The sequence below is a fragment of the Ruminococcus sp. AF17-12 genome (assembly GCF_003479245.1).
GTDB lineage: Bacteria > Bacillota > Clostridia > Lachnospirales > Lachnospiraceae > Blautia_A > Blautia_A fusiformis.
Map to the genome: position 1 here is coordinate 1 of NZ_QUGY01000023.1, position 17,462 is coordinate 17,462.

Below are 17,462 nucleotides of genomic sequence, written 5' to 3' on the forward strand. Positions count from 1 at the left end.
CAGGTTAAGAATTGATTCAAAGAGTTTGATTAACGATCAACAAGCATGTATGTAGTTTTGAGAGTACAATGTAAAAGAATTTGTGGCCAACAGCCACTTTTTCTTGTATATAGGGGATTGGTCAAATGGTATGATAGGGGTCTCCAAAACCTTTGGTGGGAGTTCGATTCTCTCATCCCCTGCTATTAGTAACGCTGAAAAGTCTTGTAGATCAGGACTTTTCAGCGTTTTTTAATTTCCTATATTATTGTTTATGAGATGCTTTGAAAAAGGTATCTTTTTTTATTAATTTGTCGTCTGCCAGGAGACCAATTAGGTAATATATAGAAATAAAATATAAATACACAGAAATAGTGAAACAGGATTGCATAGAATTTCATTCTTTTAAATGATAAAATATAGGCATAATCATAAAAATATAGGAGATATATGATGAGTTTGGAAAATGCCTTTATAGAACAGCTGGCTCAATATATAGAAATAAATTATAAGGAATATTTACCAGTAACAGATGAAAATATACTTTACGAAAAATATGCACCCTTCGTAGATATTCCTGAACGAAAAGAACTGACCAGAGATCAGTCCATGGATTTACAGCATCTTTTGGACGAAGCGGGAGATTCTTTTCATGAAAAGCTTTTTGAATTGATAGATAAGAGTGGGATGTCAGATGTTGAAGTATATAAAAGCGCATGTATTGACAGAAGATTATTTTCGAAGATTAGAAGTAATCCAGCTTATCATCCCGGAAAGAGTACAGTGCTGGCACTTGTATTTGCATTAAAGTTGGATATAAAAGCAGCAAGAGATCTTTTAGTCAGGGCGGAATATGCACTTTCTCCATCTAACAAAGGCGATCTGATCATAAAATATTTTATTGAGCATCAGGTGTACGATCTTATGGCATTAAATTTCACCTTAGAAGAATATGGGCAGCCAATACTTGGAGAATAACTGGTAAGATCCGGAAAGGAGATAATTAATATGTCATCACTTACAAAACAGGAAAGAACAGCAAAAATTGGAGAAATCGTGGAAAAAGTCACACAGATGACAGATGAACAGCTGGGAAATGTTCATGAATATACATCGGATGAATTCGAAGAACCAAACCATGAAGCGGAGGCATTAAATGCAGTGATCCGATTGAGTCGAAAATATGGAAAAAATAAAGATAAGGTCAGATAACAGATGGGAAAGTTTTACTCATTATTAACTTCAGTTGGAATATATGAACAAAATTTGAGCCTTCCATCCTATGAGATGGATCTTAAATTAATGGAAAATGCATTAATAGAAGGTCTAAGGCTTTCGAAGGATACAATAAGAACTCTAGGGAATTCTGGAATTGTAAAGATGAGAAGTTTTGTGCGCGCATTGATGGAATTTTCCAGTATGATCGAGGAAGAGGATGGATTTATTTTGTATTTTTCCGGTCATGGCTGCAATGGAGATCTGTGCTTTTCAGATGGAATGATCAATATTCAGAGCATCATTGATTTTGTAGAAAAGTTAAAATCAAAAAATAAAATTATTATTTTGGATTGCTGTTATTCTGGTAAATTTTATGTTTCCGGAGTCAAACAAATGAAATTGGAGGAAGCGATCACTACTTTTGCAGGAAACGGAACGGTTGTTCTTGCTTCTTCATCATCTAATGAGAGTTCATGGCTCGGACCCGGGAAGAACCACAGTTTGTATACAGGAATGTTAACAACAGCAATGACTGTTAATCGAAGAATCCGTAAAGGAAAAATTTCTATTTTTGATATCCATGAGGAAGTATTAGCTATTGCAAAAGCATGGAATAAAAACAACCCTAATAAGATGCAGCATCCAATATATCGAGGGAGAATCGGTGGTACCATATACTTTGAGGTGGAGAAATATACTCCGTATGAGACTTTACAAGTGTATCTGAAAGCAGAAAATTATACAATAAGAAATGTAGAGCCATTATCTTCAAGGAAAGAAAAACGTTTGGCAGTATTTGTAATGATATCGGAGAAATATTGTGCAGAAAAGCAATTAGCATTAATAACGAAAGAGATTGTATCCTATGTCCGAAATTTAAATGTATTTTCTACGGTAGCTTCAGAAACAAAATTTAAAAATATGTCAGCCATGGCTGTATGGTGTTATTTCGGACATGATGAGAGTGATATGGTCAATCATAGATATTTTGCCAGAAGTATATGGGCCTGCGACAGAACTGGGAAAAGGAAATATTATTCAGAACAGAAAAATTCTTCAATAATAAGAGGTATATGGGTAACTACAGATTCTTTTTATGAATCCGTGCGCAGACTTCAGCAATCGGAACTTACCAGAGAGGAGTTCGAGTCCGGAATTCAGAAAACGTTATGCCAGATTACATCTTTGGCAGAACGATATATTGCAGATATCAGAGAAATTGATAATCAGACAAAAATAATTTCAGAAATTCGTGAAACATACAGAGAATGGATCCGACAGGTATATGAGGAATATTTTAAAATGACGGAAACTCCCACAGTACCAGATGATCTGCATGATCGTTTCAACATAGTGGAAGATCTGGCGGGCTGTGTATTGGATATGGCACTTTTGCTGAATAAAGATGAAGAATATACAGATGGAAACCAGTGGCTGATAAAGAATAACATTCGAAAGTATTATGAAGGACTGGAAAAGCTGAAAATAATTGACGAAAAAAGTAGATAAAGTCTGAATTAACGCTAAATATGTCAAATATGCAAATTAGACAATAATTAATTGCTTTTTATGTATAAAAATCGTATAATCTGATTAAGAAAATTGTTGAATTTTGATAAAAACCACACATAGTTTAATACAGCAAAGCAAGAGGTTTGCATAACATAAAATCGACAGAACTGAGGTGAAATTTCGTAGTAAATATAATATCGGTGTGATGAAAACATTACTTTCTTTACAAAAATGAGAGAGTAATGTTTTTTTATTAAGAATTCAAAGAAAGAGATTTACTGGAGGGAAAGAATGAAGACAATTAGAAGAAAAACAGGTATAGGATGGGAAGCATTGTTTCTGGGATTTAGGAAAGATCCACGAAGAAGAAACAAAAAAACGCAGCGAAGCCCAGGCAGAGCTTGCCAAGATTGAGGATGAACTGAAGCAGGCGTTACTGCAGGCTGGGCAGAAGGTGTGATGGGAGGCTTTTTAAATGTATGCAGAACTTAAAGTGGAATTTGATTCAAACGAAATTAATTTTCAACAGTCATCAAACTTGCAGGGAGTACTGATGGAGAATATTTCATCAGAATATGCGGAAAAGCTACATGGAAATCAGTTAAATCCATATAGTCAATGCATTTTAAAAGAAGAAGGAAAAACTATCTGGTATCTTAAAACATTAAATACGGAAGCCTACGAAATGCTTTTGCTTCCAATGACAAAGCTTGATACGATTACGTTACGAAAAAAGAATAAAACAGTAAATTTATTAAATAAAACAGTAAGGATCAAAGAAGATAAAGAACTGATAAAAGAATTCTATGAAAATAAATGTTCCAGATATTTGGAATTAAGTTTTAAAACGCCCACATCATTTAAACGAGATGGAAAATATGTAATATATCCAGATTTAAGTTTAATATATGGAAGCCTTATGAGAAAGTTCAGTGCTGCATCGGAAGAGTTTAATATGTATGATGAAGATACATTAGAAGAACTTGTGACACAAAGTGAGATTGTAAGATATCGCTTACAGACAATACCGTTTCCATTGGAAAAAACGAACATTACAGGATTTATAGGAAATATTTGTATCCATATCAAGGGTCCGGAAACAATGGCAAGGTATGTAAGGATGCTGGCAAAATTTGGAGAGTTTTCCGGTGTTGGAATAAAGACAGGAATGGGAATGGGTGCAATGAAATATATCAGGAGGAATGAAGATGACTGATGAAAAAATTAAACTGATTATAGGAAGTCTGCTTCATGATATTGGAAAAGTAGTATACAGAGAGGGGGATGATCGTAGAAATCACAGTATTTCCGGTTATGATTTTTTAAAGGAAAATGGTGGTATTGATGATAAAGAAATTTTAAATTGTGTAAGATATCATCATATATCTGCTTTGAAGGGGGCAAAACTGCAGGAAAATGATCTGGCGTATATTGTGTATCTTGCAGATAATATTGCAGCTTTTGCAGACAGGAGAAAGAAAGAGGGCGAAGATGTTTCCGGATTTGATCTGTCAGTTCCTTTGCAGAGTATTTTCAATATATTAAATGAAAATGATCAGGAATATTATTATCTTCCGGGGGACATGGAAGATAAAGGGAATGTTAATTATCCAACTCCTGAAAAAAGAAGTTTTTCAAAAGAGTTTTATATGAAGATCCGACAGAGAGTGCTGGATAATTTCAAAGGAATGGATTGGAATGACGAATATCTGAATTCATTGTTAGCGGTGATGGAAGCAAATCTTACTTATGTACCATCTTCTACTTCAAAGGGAGAACTAAGTGATATTTCACTGTTTGATCATGTAAAGCTTACGGCTGCTATCGCCAGTTGCATGTATGACTATTTAAATGAAAACCATTTGAAATATAAAGAAGAGCTTCTGGATAAAAAGGATTTTTATGATAAAAAAGCTTTTTTATTATGTTCAATGGATATTTCAGGTATTCAGAAATTTATTTATACGATCACGTCCAAAAATGCATTAAGAACTTTACGTGCAAGATCTTTTTATCTTGAAATCATGATGGAACATATCATTGATCTGTTGCTTGATAAGCTGGAGCTGTCCAGAGCGAATCTGTTATATTCAGGCGGAGGGCACTGTTATCTGCTTCTGGCTAACACAAAAAAGACAGTTGACAGGATAAATGAATTTCAAAAGGAATTAAAAGAATGGCTCCTGGAACAGTTTCAGATTGAATTGTATGTTGCTTTTGGTTATGTGGCATGTACTGGAAATGCTTTTCGTAATATTCCGGAGGGTAGTTATGGACAGTTATTCCGTGAGATGAGCAAAATGCTTTCAGAACAGAAACAACATAGATATTGTGCACAGGATATTATTAAGTTAAACCATAAAAAACTCAGGGATTATTCCAGAGAATGTAGGGTTTGTAAAAGAATCGGGCGGGTAGATGATGAAGGTGTTTGCCCATTATGCAGGAAAATAGAAAGCTTGTCCAAGAATGTTCTGTATAGTGAGTTCTTTTCAGTGGTCCTGGGAAATTCAGAAGAAAAAAAGGGCATGCCATTACCAGGAGGCTGTTACCTTGTGGCAGATACAAAAGAATCATTAAGCAGACGAATGGAAAAGGATGATCATTTTGTGCGTGCTTATTCCAAGAATGAAATGTATACCGGAAAACATATCGAGACTAACTTATGGGTGGGAGATTATACTACAGGAGATACATTTGAGGAATTTGCAAAGAAATCAAAGGGGATTAACAGAATTGGAGTTTTACGTGCTGATGTAGATAATCTTGGACAGGCTATTGTATCCGGCTTCCAGAGTAAAAGAAATGGAGACAGATATGTGACTTTGTCGAGAACTGCGGCATTATCCAGACAGTTATCTATTTTCTTTAAATATTATATTCGATCTTTATTAAAAAACGGTGAATATTCGCTGGAAGGAAATGAAGGTGTAAAGGAACGTCAGGCTACGATCGTATATTCTGGCGGAGATGATGTATTTATTGTCGGTGCATGGAATGATGTAATAGAGCTTTCTGTAGATCTGCAAAAAATGTTCCGAAAATACACACAGGGAACATTAAGCATTTCTGCAGGTATTGGTATTTATGAAGATTCATATCCTATTGCAGCGATCGCACAGGAGACGGGAGCTATGGAGTCTGAATCGAAAAGAATGCCGGGAAAAAATGCAGTAACCATTATGGAAGATGGTGAGAGACATCTGGTGGAAGAAGGTGAAGAGGAAAAAGAAATCAGTGACGGTACATATTCCTGGGAAGAATTTGATCAGGAAGTGATTCAGGAAAAATATAGAGCATTGAGTGAGTTCTTTGAGGATTTAGAAGACAGAGGTATGGCATTTTTGTACCGAATGTTGGAACTTGTACGTGGACATGAGGAAAAAATTAATTTTGCAAGAATGATGTATCTACTTTCCAGACTGGAACCATCAGAAGAAGGACCGAAAAAAGAAAAATACAGACAGCTATCAAAAAAGATGTATGAGTGGATCCAATCAGACCAGGATTGCAGACAGTTGAAAACAGCAATTAATCTTTATGCTTATATAAATCGGAAAGGAGAGGGTAAAGATGAGGATTAATGATAATAATTGTGTGGATAAAGCGGAAAATGTTATAAAAAATCTTGTGAAGGGGGCTAGAAAAAATTTTAAAGGGGAACCAGATATTGTTACAACCTCTAAGATTAGAAATCTGTTGGCTATGAATGCAGATATTTACAATCAGGTTCTTACAAAGTCTTCAGAAAAACTGGATGATGAGATTTGTGGAAGAATTGAGTATCTTCGAGTTCGTTTTATGTATGAATGTGGGCGAGAACCTAAAGTAAAGGAATTTGTGCAGCAGGCAGAAATTTTAGAGATACTCAAGGAGATCAAACAGAGAAAAAAAAATTATCTGTTATTCAGCAGATATATGGAGGCATTGATCGCGTTTCATAAATATTATGGTGGAAAAGAACAGTAAGGGGGAAAGAATATGTACGCAAAAATTCAGATTTCAGGAGATATTTTAGTAAAGACAGGTATGCATATAGGTGGAAGCGGAGCCTTTGCTGCAATAGGAGCAGTAGATTCACCTGTTGTGAAAGATGTGAAAACAAATCTTCCTATGATACCAGGTAGTTCCTTAAAGGGAAAAATGAGAAGTCTTCTTGCCAAAGAATTCAATGAGCAGATAACAGAACCGAAAGGTGATCATGAGCGTATCAGCAGATTATTTGGATCTTCAGAAAAAAATAAGATCAAAAGAAGCAGGATTTTGTTTTCTGATATGGTATTAGCAAATGAACAGGAATTAAGAGAAGCAGGACTTCAGAGTATGACGGAAGTTAAATTTGAAAATTCTATTTCAAGACTTACTGCAGTAGCGAATCCGCGTCAGATTGAGAGAGCGGTCAGAGGGTCAGTTTTTGGATTGGATCTGATCTATGAAATGGAAAATGAGCAGGAATTTATAGAAGATATGCAAACTCTGGCAGAGGGAATGAAATTATTACAGTACGATTATCTGGGAGGAAGTGGATCTCGTGGTTATGGTAAGATTCAGTTCAACAATGTGCATGCAGAGGGTGTAATCGGCAATGTCGATAATATATTAATTGATAAATGTAATGAAATTCTCAAGGAAGTCGTAGACGCATAATGGAGGAGAGGGACTTTGGAGTATAAATTGTATTGTTTGGAGTTTCTGACAGGAGTTCATTTCGGAAGTAAAAATCTGGACAGTACTGAGATCACTTTTCATGCAGATACATTATTTGCTGCATTGTTTCAGGAAGCATTAAAGATGGAAAAGCAGAAAGAATTTTTGAATGCTGTTTCAGAAGGCAGGATAGTATTATCAGATGCATTTCCATACATAGGGAAAAATTATTATATTCCTAAACCAATGATCTCTGTTCGTGTAGATGATAATGAGAAACAAGGAAATTCCAGACAGAAAAAAATGTTTAAGAATTTAAAGTATATTCCGGTAAACACAGTGGAAGCTTTTATAAATGGAACGTTTCCGGAAGAACATATGGAAGATATGCAGTATCTTGGAACTAATGGAATGAAGGTTTCAGTAGGAATCCGTGGAATGGAAGAGCCTCAGCCATATCGTGTAAGTACATATCATTTTACAGATGGCTCCGGTTTATACATAATAGCCGGAATGGAATCAGAAAAGGATCAGGAATGTTTGGACGAGTTATTTGAAAGCCTCCAATATACAGGATTAGGTGGCAAAAAAAGTTCTGGGATGGGAAGATTTAAATGTAGGGTTTGTGATATTCCGAGAGAAATGAAAGAACAGTTGACCCAAAAAGCGTCGCTGCATTTACTCTTATCAACAGCACTTCCCGAAGATGAAGAACTTGAAGATATTTTGAAAGGAGCAACATATAGTTTGCTCAAAAGAAGTGGATTTATAGATTCTCAGACATATGCCGCTCAGCAAATGAGAAAAAGTGATATTTATGTTTTCTCTGCGGGTTCCTGTTTTGTAAATACTTTTAAAGGAAAAGTCATAGAAGAAAGAAATGGTGGAACTCATCCAATATTCCGTTATGCAAAAGCTTTTTTCATGGGGGTATAAAAATGGGACAGAAATTAAAAACATATCAGATACAGTTGACTGTAAAAGGTCCGGTATTCATAGGTGATGGGAATCAAATACAAAAGAAAGAATATGTTTTTCTGAACAGGAATACAATTGGAGTTGTGGATGCTGCGAAGCTGTATTTTCTGGCACAAAAATTGCATATACAGAATGATCTTGAGCGTTTTATGGTTGAGGATACACGTGAGGATTTAAAACATTGGAGTATCAGAAACCATGTTTCGCTTACAGATCTGAAAAGGTGTATGAAATATACAGAAAATGTAGGAGACCGCTCCGAAGAAAAAGGCAAATTGCAGATTATGACATGCGTGACAGATCCTTATGGAAATCCGTATGTACCGGGAAGCTCATTAAAAGGAATGCTTAGAACGATTTTACTTAGCAAGGATATTGCTCAAGATCAGATAAAGTATAAAAGGGATCAGAGTCAGATCAGGAGTGAATTAAGTACTGGGAGAAAAAATCGTAAAATTTTGAATCGAAATATTGGAATAATTGAAAAAAAGGCTTTTTGTACATTAAAGCATACGGATAAAGAAGATGTGGAATTTGACAATATGTCTGGCATTATCGTAGGCGATAGTGAACCTTTGAGTAGAGAAGATATTGTTTTATGTCAGAAGTGGGAACAACATGTAGATGGATCATATAAAACATTAAATCTTCTGAGAGAGTGTATTAAACCTGGAACTGTGATAAAAAGCTCATTGACAATAGATGAAACAGAATGTAATCTAAAAATTGAGGATATTTTGGATGCAGTAAAATTGTTTTATGAGCAGTATTATCAGGTGTTCCAGAGTAAATTTCCGAGATGTGACAGAGGTAAACCTAATACAGTATTTTTTGGTGGTGGAAGTGGTTTTGTTTCAAAAACGGTTGTTTATCCTATGTTTGGTGAAAGAGAAGGTATTGAAATAACAAAAGATATCTTTGACAGAACAGGTGTGCCACAAGATCATAAACATTATAAAGATACAAGAATGAGGGTTTCACCACATATTTTGAAATGTACCCGCTATCAGGGAAAAGAATATATGATGGGACAATGTGAAATTGATATTTCTTAATAAAAGAGAATATCTGTTTGGATTTTGCCGCGCATGGCTTAAATACTGAGTTTGCTGCCGATTTAAGCGAATGAATTTTATTTATTTTTCCAAAAATATTTTTCCCACGCAATCCCGACCATGAGCCCAGACTGGTGGCGGGATTGTAGGGATGGTATTGAGAAATGTAGTTCCCCGACAGGGGACGGAAATCTGATTCGCAGCTCTGCCTCTGTTTTAGTGTTCCCGGATTGAGAAATGTAGTTCCCCGACAGGGGACGGAAATTATTCAGATAGATATATTTGCCCTTATGGTCTTTCCCATTGAGAAATGTAGTTCCCCGACAGGGGACGGAAATCGCTTGTCTTGCGTTTTGCAAGTTCCTTTTTAGCCATTGAGAAATGTAGTTCCCCGACAGGGGACGGAAACTTTAGAAAAGTTTTTACAATCGTTATGTATTTCGTTTACTATTGAGAAATGTAGTTCCCCGACAGGGGACGGAAACCACATAACGCCATTATAACCACACTTACAATCTCATTGAGAAATGTAGTTCCCCGACAGGGGACGGAAACTTAATTCTCCGGCGTATTTGATACTTTTGGGAAGATTGAGAAATGTAGTTCCCCGACAGGGGACGGAAACTTTGTTTTCCTCCTATTTTAAGTTGTGTTTTTTGTATTGAGAAATGTAGTTCCCCGACAGGGGACGGAAACGCTGAGTACGATTGCTACTATCGACCAGTCTACTATTGAGAAATGTAGTTCCCCGACAGGGGACGGAAACGATTTTAAATTTCGGGTGTGGTGTGAGTGTACATTGAGAAATGTAGTTCCCCGACAGGGGACGGAAACTTTCTTATAGTTTTCAACGCTCAGCTTTTTCAAATTGAGAAATGTAGTTCCCCGACAGGGGACGGAAACATGATTTTCTCGATATCGGAAAGTGAGCGCTTTACTGATTGAGAAATGTAGTTCCCCGACAGGGGACGGAAACCACGACTTGTTTTTATGTATCATTGATAGAAAACAAGTAATTGAGAAATGTAGTTCCCCGACAGGGGACGGAAACAATAACCTGTCACCGCTTCAGTTCCAAAATTATCATTGAGAAATGTAGTTCCCCGACAGGGGACGGAAACGTAATAATATATTTTTTCATAATTTATTTCCTTTCTGGAAATTGAGAAATGTAGTTCCCCGACAGGGGACGGAAACCCTTTTTGTCAAGTTTGAAAGTCGGAACTGTAATTATTGAGAAATGTAGTTCCCCGACAGGGGACGGAAACATTTTGAAACTTTAAGAATTAGATTTCAGACAGTATCATTGAGAAATGTAGTTCCCCGACAGGGGACGGAAACTCCTGCACAGAAATACAGGTGATTTCATTTCCATATTGAGAAATGTAGTTCCCCGACAGGGGACGGAAACTGTATATTCGGACTTGGTGAATTTCTTGCCACCATTGAGAAATGTAGTTCCCCGACAGGGGACGGAAACTTTGCACTCATATGCTTCCGGGTCATCGTAGTCCTTCTCAATTGAGAAATGTAGTTCCCCGACAGGGGACGGAAACTCAGTTACGAATCCGGTCAATGTTGCTCTGTTTAATTGAGAAATGTAGTTCCCCGACAGGGGACGGAAACGTGTCTGATAATTAATGCTATAATCACAACACATAATTGAGAAATGTAGTTCCCCGATAGAGGACGGAAACTTTTTTTGTTTTGCATTAAACATTTGTTTATTATTGAGAAATGTAGTTCCCTGACAGGGGACAGAAACTCTACAAACTTATCACCAAGTGCTTTCACCATGTCCATTGAGAAATGTGATTCCCCGACAGGGGACGAAAATATCTATCCATTTATTCGAGCACAGAATAATAAACTTTATTGATAATATGTAATATACGGAGGTGAAAAATGGGATTTTTGTATGTGAATGAAAATGGAGCGACTATCGGAGTTGAAGCAAATCAGTGTACTGTGAATTATAAGGACGGTATGAAACGTCTTATTCCAATTGAATCTTTAGATGGAATTACGATCATGGGGCGTTCACAAATGACAACTCAGTGTGCGGAAGAATGTATGAGCAGAGGGATTCCGGTAAGCTATTTTTCGAAGGGTGGAAAATATTTTGGCCGGTTGATATCAACAGGACATGTTAATGTGTCAAGACAGAGAAAACAAAGTGCTCTTTATGATACAGAATTTGCTGCAACGCTTGCTATGAAGATTCTTTGTGCAAAGATTAAAAATCAAAGTGTAGTATTACGTCGATATGAAAAAAGCAGAGGGATTAACCTGGAAGAAGAGCAAAAAATGCTGACAATCTGTAAAAATAAGATCATGACTTGTAATAGAATTGAGGAAATGATCGGTTTTGAAGGACAGGCGGCTAAATATTATTTTAAAGGACTGGCAGCCTGCATTGATAAAGAGTTTTCTTTTCAGGGAAGAAGTCGTAGACCACCACGAGATGAATTTAATTCTATGATCAGTTTAGGCTATTCAATATTAATGAATGAAGTGTATTGTAAAATAGAAATGAGAGGCTTAAATCCTTATTTCGGTTTTATTCACAGGGATGCAGAAAAACATCCAACATTGGCAAGTGATATGATGGAAGAGTGGCGAGCAGTAATTGTAGATGCAACCGCAATGAGCATGATCAATGGACATGAAATACAAAAAGAACATTTTAATTTCAGCATGGATGAGCCAGGATGTTATCTGACGAGAGATGGTCTGAAAATATATCTGAATAAGTTGGAGCGTAAATTCCAGACAGAAGTGCGATATTTAAAATACGTGGATTATGCAGTAAGCTTTCGAAGAGGCATTTTTTTGCAAATGGAACATCTGGCAAAAGCAATAGAAGAAGGGGATGCAAATCTTTATGAGCCAATTACCATTCGATGATGAAGACTATTATTTTCAGATATCAGAAGAGTTGGAATCAGATAAGGAATTTATTCTGATCATTTATGATATTGTAGAGAATAAAAAAGAGTAAAATTTGCCAAACTTTTATCTGGTTATGGAATAAGGGTACAAAAATCGGCTTTTGAAGCAATGTTGACAAAACAACGATACAATAAATTGATTAAGGAAATTCCTCATTATATCGATAAATGTGAAGACAGCGTCAGGATATATAAGGTGTCAGGAAGAGAAAAAGTCATTTCCTGGGGAGAGGTGCCAGAATTTGATGAAGAAATTATCTTAATATAAGTTCTAATGAAAAATATAAAAAAGGGAGTATAAAAAATGGGAAAAAAATATTTATTTTCACCAATTGGAAACACAGACCCGATAAAGTATTTATATGATGGTTCAATGCTTCATATATGCAGATATTATGAACCAGATGTTGTATATCTGTATTTATCCAAAGAAATGGCAGAGAACCATAAAAAAGATAATAGATATGTAGAAACCCTGAATCTGTTAGGGGACTTTTTGAATCACAAATTTGAAGTACATATAATTGAAAATCCTGATATGGTAGATGTTCAACAGTATGATGTGTTTTATGATGAATTCCGGAAAATTATTTCAGAAATTGAAGAACAAAAAGAGAAAGAAGATCAGTTATTAGTTAATATGGCATCCGGAACACCTGGTATGAAAAGCGCACTGCTTATTATGGCAACGTTGGCGGAATACAGATTTTTGCCAATACAGGTGTCTACTCCACAGAAGAAAAGTAATCTGGAACATGAAGAAAGAGACGAATATGATGTTAAAGCGAACTGGGAACTGAATGAAGATAATGAGGAAAGTGCAGAAAACAGATGCCAGGAAGTGAAGTGTCTGAATTTGATGCGGCTACTGAAAATCGATATGATAAAAAAGCACTTATTATCTTATGATTATCATGCAGCGCTGGCAGTTGGTAAGGAAATCAAGGATGAATTAAATCCTGTGGCATGGAAGTGGTTACAGTCAGCAGATGCGAGAGCAGTTTTGGATTGGGAGAGAATGAACAGGGTTTTACCAGAAAATAATGGAATTATTTCAGCAGTGAGACAAGAAAATAAAAAGAAAATCTTGTTTGAATATCTGTTGGCTTTAGATTTAAAAGTAAAACGTGGAGAGTATGCAGATTTTATCAGAGGAATTACTCCATTAATCATTGATCTGCTGGAAATGGTCCTTGAGCAATTTTGCGAAATTAATGTTACACAGTATTATAAGAAAAAAGAAAGAAAATGGGATAGATATAAATTAGATGGCACAGAAGTATTGGGTATTATGAATGAAAAATTTTATCCATTTAGATATGGGATAGTATATTCAAGCCATTTGCAACCAATTATTGAGAAAAAATGTAAAGATGATTTATTAAAACAGAGAACTAAAGGTCTGGTAGAAATTGAGCAGAATGTCAGAAATATTGCAGCTCATAATATTGTGTCAGCTACACCAGAGTGGGTTAAAGAACAAGCTGGCAGGAGTGTAGAAGATATTTTGTGGCTGCTGAAATATATTTGCGAACAGGTAAAAATAAATACCAGAAAAGAAAATTGGGATTCGTATGATTATATGAATAAGAGAATTATTGAAGAATTGGATAGATGAGTATGCTATTTCTCTTTTATGGGAAAATGAATTGCCGCTGGATGAGGTAAAGAAATTACAAATGAAATAACATTCTTAGAATTATGTAAACAAAACCAGGGGATTGCCACCAGGCAATCCCCTGAAATATTTCATATGAAATTATAAAATTATTTCGCTTCAGCTTCAGCGCCTTCAGCGTCCTCATCCTCTTCCGGAGCTGCCTCATACTCACCGATATGAACAACAACTGCATCCTCAGGTGTAACGAAGTGAACCTGTTTGCCTTCCGGGATCGGGAGGTCTTTTACATGGATATCACGGACGTCTGCAGGATAGCCGTTGAAGTCGATGACGATGGTGTCAAGAAGGTTGGCCGGATCTGCTTTGTAGTGGATCTCTTCCATCTCCTGCTCAACGATACCCTGAACCATGTCGGTGTGCTCCAGTTTGACAGCGACTGTTGTGGAAACCTTCTCACCGGCTACCAGTGCCTGGAAATCCAGAGCCATCAGCTGTTTTTCAATTGGATTATAGTCAATATTTTTTACCAGGGCATCAACTTTTTCGCCTTCGATGTCCAGGTAAATCTGTGTACCTTCTTTATTTGCTTTAATGAATTTGGCTGCCTCGGCACCGTCAAACTGAAGTGCTACAGGCTCTTTCATTTCTTTTCCACTAAGAATTCCTGTGACGTAACCCTCACGTCTTAATTTTTTAGCTTTTACATTCGGGTTTCTTTTCTCTGCTTTCAATGTGATCATGTCAAATTCCTCCTCCTGATGCATGGATTCCGGTAATGTTGCTGTTCGCGCTGTTCGCAGTAACACGAATTCTGCATTTCTTTTCTGACTGGGATTATTATAGCACTTCTCGGACGAGGTGGCTAACAAAAAGTTAGAAAATTTAAGAACAATATTTTGTATTGTTTGACTTATATACAAAACTTCAAGGGTAAAATTAGACAAAAACAAAGCATATATTTGAGATTTTACAGAAAAAATTAAAACAACATAAAAAATTGCACAAATCAAGTGATCATAAAAGCCTGAAAGTTGTCATTTATCTGGAAGAGAGGCAAGTATTAAATATGAATATTCTATTTTTATTTGATTCAGATATGCGAGGAGACGGGAAATATCCATATTGCTGACATATTGGAGAGAGCTGTTGTGATCAATGTAATAAAAATTGGAAGATATGATGCAGGACAGAGATGACGGCGAAAGAAGGTGGCAACATAACGCGATGGGTATTTTACTCTGGAGAAAGAATTTAACGGAATTGCATATAATTTCTGAAACAATTTAACATACAATTCACAAATCTTTATCTCAACCACGATATCTGAACAGCCGGAAAAATCCTATACTACAAACTATGTGAGCGAGAGAAGAGAAAGGAGATAAGTAATGTCAGAAATTGCACTCAGAAATGTATGTAAGCAATTTGATTCAGAGCATTACGGTGTGAAGGATTTTAATCTTGATATACATGACAAAGAGTTTGTGATCTTTGTAGGTCCGTCCGGATGTGGAAAATCTACTACTTTGCGTATCATCGCAGGTCTGGAGGAGATCACAGACGGTGAGCTGTGGATCGACGGTGAGTTTTCCAATTATCTGGAACCAAAGGAGCGTGGAATGTCCATGGTTTTCCAGAACTATGCTTTATATCCCAATATGACAGTTTACGGAAATATGGCATACGCCCTGAAGATCCGTAAGCTTCCGAAGGATGAGATCGACAGAAAGGTCCATGAGGTGGCAAAGATCCTGGAGATCGACCAGCTTCTTGACCGGAGGCCGGCGGCTCTTTCCGGCGGTCAGAAACAGCGAGTTGCCATTGGAAGTGCAATTATCCGGAAGCCGAAAGCCTTTCTCATGGATGAGCCCCTTTCCAATCTGGATGCAAAGCTTCGTGCTCAGATGCGTGTGGAGCTTGTGAAATTACATAAACAGCTGGACACCACCATTATTTATGTAACGCACGACCAGACAGAGGCCATGACTCTTGGGACTAAGATCGTGGTCATGAAGGATGGCCTGATCCAGCAGGTGGGAGCGCCTCAGAGTATTTATGACAATCCGGTAAATCTTTTCGTGGCAGGCTTCCTTGGTTCTCCGTCCATGAACTTTTTCCGGTGTACGGTAAAAGCAGAAGAAAATAATCGCACGGCCCTTCTTCTGGATGATGCCAAAACTGTGAAAAAGGTTTATCTGGACGGAACCAGAGGAAAACAGATCGCAGACAGATATAACGGCAGACACGTGATCCTTGGAATCCGTCCGGAGGATATCTACGAGCTGGACGAGGCGAAAAAGCTTGGTATTGAAAATGAAAGCGTAGATGTAGATGAGCCTGTAGTAAACCGGGAGATGCTGGGAGCGGAAGTGATCCTCTATTTTGATGAGCAGGGCAAAACCCTGGCAGTCCGCTTAAGTCCGGAAAATCAGACACAGGTAGGGGAGAAGGTTTCTCTGTATTTTGATATGGAGAAGGCCCATGTGTTTGATCCGGAGACAGAAGAAAATATTTTTGTGTCATGAATTTATGTCACGAAAAAGCTTGAGTGCAGGCAGATCAGCCTGTAGATAGAATCTGATTATGCAAGGAGGAGAAATAGTTATGGAAAATAACAGCAAAAGCAAGATCACACCGTACTTATATCTGGTGCCTTGTATGCTTATTTTTGGAATTTTTCTGTTTTATCCGTTTGTGAAAACAATTTATTTAAGTCTTTACAAGACCAACAAGATGGGACAGGCAAAGCTGTACGTTGGTCTGGGCAATTATAAAGAGCTGCTTCAGTCAGCATCCTTTATCAACAGTTTGAAGGTGACGCTGATCTTTGTGCTGATCGTTGTGGTCGGCGGCATGCTTCTTGGTCTGATCGCAGCAGTGCTTTGTAACAAGGCGTTTCCAGGAATCCGGGTGTTCAGTACATCCTATGCTCTGCCAATGGCTATTGCATCCAGTTCTGCGGCAATGATCTTCCAGATCATGCTCCACCCGGCAGTAGGTATTGTGAATAAGCTTACCGGCCTGGATATCAACTGGCTGAACGATCCGAACACGGCTCTGATCTGCGTAGCCATTCTTACTGCGTGGCTGAACAGCGGGATCAATTTCCTGTATTTTTCCGCAGGACTCGGGAATATTGATGAGACCATTTATGAGAGAGCTTCTGTGGATGGAGCCAGCAGTGTGCAGCAGTTTTTCAGCCTGACGCTTCCGGGACTTTCCCCGATCATGTTTTACACACTGGTGGTAAATATCATACAGGCATTTCAGTCCTTTGGACAGATCAAGATCCTGACAGAGGGTGGTCCTAATGAGTCTACCAATGTTATTGTTTATTCCATTTACAGGGATGCGTTTTTTAACTACCGCTTCGGAAGTGCGGCAGCCCAGTCGGTTATCCTGTTTGTGATCATCATGATCATCACACTGATCATGTTCCGTATTGAGAAGAAGGGAGTGAATTACTGATGAGCCAGATGGAAAATATGGCAGTCCCGGCAG

Annotated in this window: 15 protein-coding genes, 1 tRNA gene and 1 CRISPR repeat array; of the genes, 15 read left to right on the forward strand and 1 reads right to left on the reverse strand. The window is 37.3% G+C overall.

The features are described 5' to 3' along the window. Positions 1-111: 111 nt before the first annotated feature. From DWW77_RS17090 to csm6, 13 genes are all read left to right on the forward strand, one after another. Positions 112-182: transfer RNA gene (locus tag DWW77_RS17090), tRNA-Trp, on the forward strand. A gap of 247 nt (positions 183-429) precedes the next feature. After that, positions 430-957, forward strand: a complete 528-nt coding sequence (locus DWW77_RS17095) for a hypothetical protein (protein WP_207664961.1) — start codon at positions 430-432, stop codon at positions 955-957. Positions 958-987: 30 nt separating this feature from the next. Next, positions 988-1,191 (forward strand): hypothetical protein, encoded by a 204-nt coding sequence (locus tag DWW77_RS17100; protein WP_118609202.1) that lies wholly within the window; start codon positions 988-990, stop codon positions 1,189-1,191. A 3-nt stretch (positions 1,192-1,194) separates the two neighbouring features. Continuing rightward, on the forward strand, positions 1,195-2,706 hold the full coding sequence (locus tag DWW77_RS17105; RefSeq protein ID WP_118609203.1) for a caspase family protein: 1,512 nt from the start codon (positions 1,195-1,197) through the stop codon (positions 2,704-2,706). A 478-nt stretch (positions 2,707-3,184) separates the two neighbouring features. Next, the gene (gene cas6, locus DWW77_RS17110; RefSeq protein WP_021651201.1) at positions 3,185-3,925 is read left to right on the forward strand and encodes a CRISPR-associated endoribonuclease Cas6; all 741 of its coding nucleotides are present in this window, start codon (positions 3,185-3,187) and stop codon (positions 3,923-3,925) included. After that, a complete protein-coding gene (cas10, locus tag DWW77_RS17115) occupies positions 3,918-6,293 on the forward strand; it encodes a type III-A CRISPR-associated protein Cas10/Csm1 (protein WP_286188039.1) in 2,376 nt (791 codons plus the stop codon). The genes cas6 and cas10 overlap by 8 nt, the downstream gene beginning before the upstream one ends. After that, a complete protein-coding gene (csm2, locus tag DWW77_RS17120; RefSeq protein WP_118609205.1) occupies positions 6,283-6,678 on the forward strand; it encodes a type III-A CRISPR-associated protein Csm2 in 396 nt (131 codons plus the stop codon). Before cas10 ends, csm2 begins: the two co-directional genes overlap by 11 nt. A gap of 12 nt (positions 6,679-6,690) precedes the next feature. Continuing rightward, positions 6,691-7,356 carry a type III-A CRISPR-associated RAMP protein Csm3 gene (csm3, locus tag DWW77_RS17125; RefSeq protein WP_021651198.1) on the forward strand — a complete coding sequence of 222 codons (666 nt, stop codon included), beginning with the start codon at positions 6,691-6,693 and terminating at the stop codon, positions 7,354-7,356. Positions 7,357-7,371: 15 nt separating this feature from the next. Beyond that, positions 7,372-8,292, forward strand: coding sequence for a type III-A CRISPR-associated RAMP protein Csm4 (gene csm4, locus DWW77_RS17130; RefSeq protein ID WP_118609206.1), 921 nt, complete (start codon positions 7,372-7,374; stop codon positions 8,290-8,292). A 2-nt stretch (positions 8,293-8,294) separates the two neighbouring features. After that, positions 8,295-9,389, forward strand: a complete 1,095-nt coding sequence (gene csm5 / locus DWW77_RS17135; protein WP_118609207.1) for a type III-A CRISPR-associated RAMP protein Csm5 — start codon at positions 8,295-8,297, stop codon at positions 9,387-9,389. Positions 9,390-9,545: 156 nt separating this feature from the next. Next, positions 9,546-11,226: a CRISPR direct-repeat array (repeat unit 36 nt; unit sequence ATTGAGAAATGTAGTTCCCCGACAGGGGACGGAAAC). A 68-nt stretch (positions 11,227-11,294) separates the two neighbouring features. After that, entirely contained in the window at positions 11,295-12,296 is a 1,002-nt protein-coding gene (cas1, locus tag DWW77_RS17140) for a CRISPR-associated endonuclease Cas1 (protein ID WP_118609208.1), read from the forward strand. Between the two features lie 123 nt (positions 12,297-12,419). Then, positions 12,420-12,608 (forward strand): CRISPR-associated endonuclease Cas2, encoded by a 189-nt coding sequence (gene cas2 / locus DWW77_RS18420; protein WP_286188040.1) that lies wholly within the window; start codon positions 12,420-12,422, stop codon positions 12,606-12,608. Positions 12,609-12,644: 36 nt separating this feature from the next. Beyond that, positions 12,645-13,958, forward strand: coding sequence for a type III-A CRISPR-associated CARF protein Csm6 (gene csm6, locus DWW77_RS17150; RefSeq protein WP_118609209.1), 1,314 nt, complete (start codon positions 12,645-12,647; stop codon positions 13,956-13,958). Between the two features lie 149 nt (positions 13,959-14,107). Here the strand turns inward: csm6 and DWW77_RS17155 are convergent, their stop codons facing one another. Next, positions 14,108-14,701: a 50S ribosomal protein L25 gene (locus tag DWW77_RS17155; protein ID WP_118609210.1), complete on the reverse strand. Its 594-nt coding sequence runs from the start codon at positions 14,699-14,701 to the stop codon at positions 14,108-14,110. A 648-nt stretch (positions 14,702-15,349) separates the two neighbouring features. On the opposite strand from DWW77_RS17155, the gene DWW77_RS17160 reads away from it, so the two are divergent. Together DWW77_RS17160 and DWW77_RS17165 are read left to right on the forward strand one after the other, a co-directional pair. Beyond that, entirely contained in the window at positions 15,350-16,486 is a 1,137-nt protein-coding gene (locus DWW77_RS17160) for an ABC transporter ATP-binding protein (protein ID WP_118609211.1), read from the forward strand. A 79-nt stretch (positions 16,487-16,565) separates the two neighbouring features. Then, positions 16,566-17,429 (forward strand): carbohydrate ABC transporter permease, encoded by an 864-nt coding sequence (locus DWW77_RS17165; protein ID WP_015525321.1) that lies wholly within the window; start codon positions 16,566-16,568, stop codon positions 17,427-17,429. Positions 17,430-17,462: the final 33 nt, after the last annotated feature.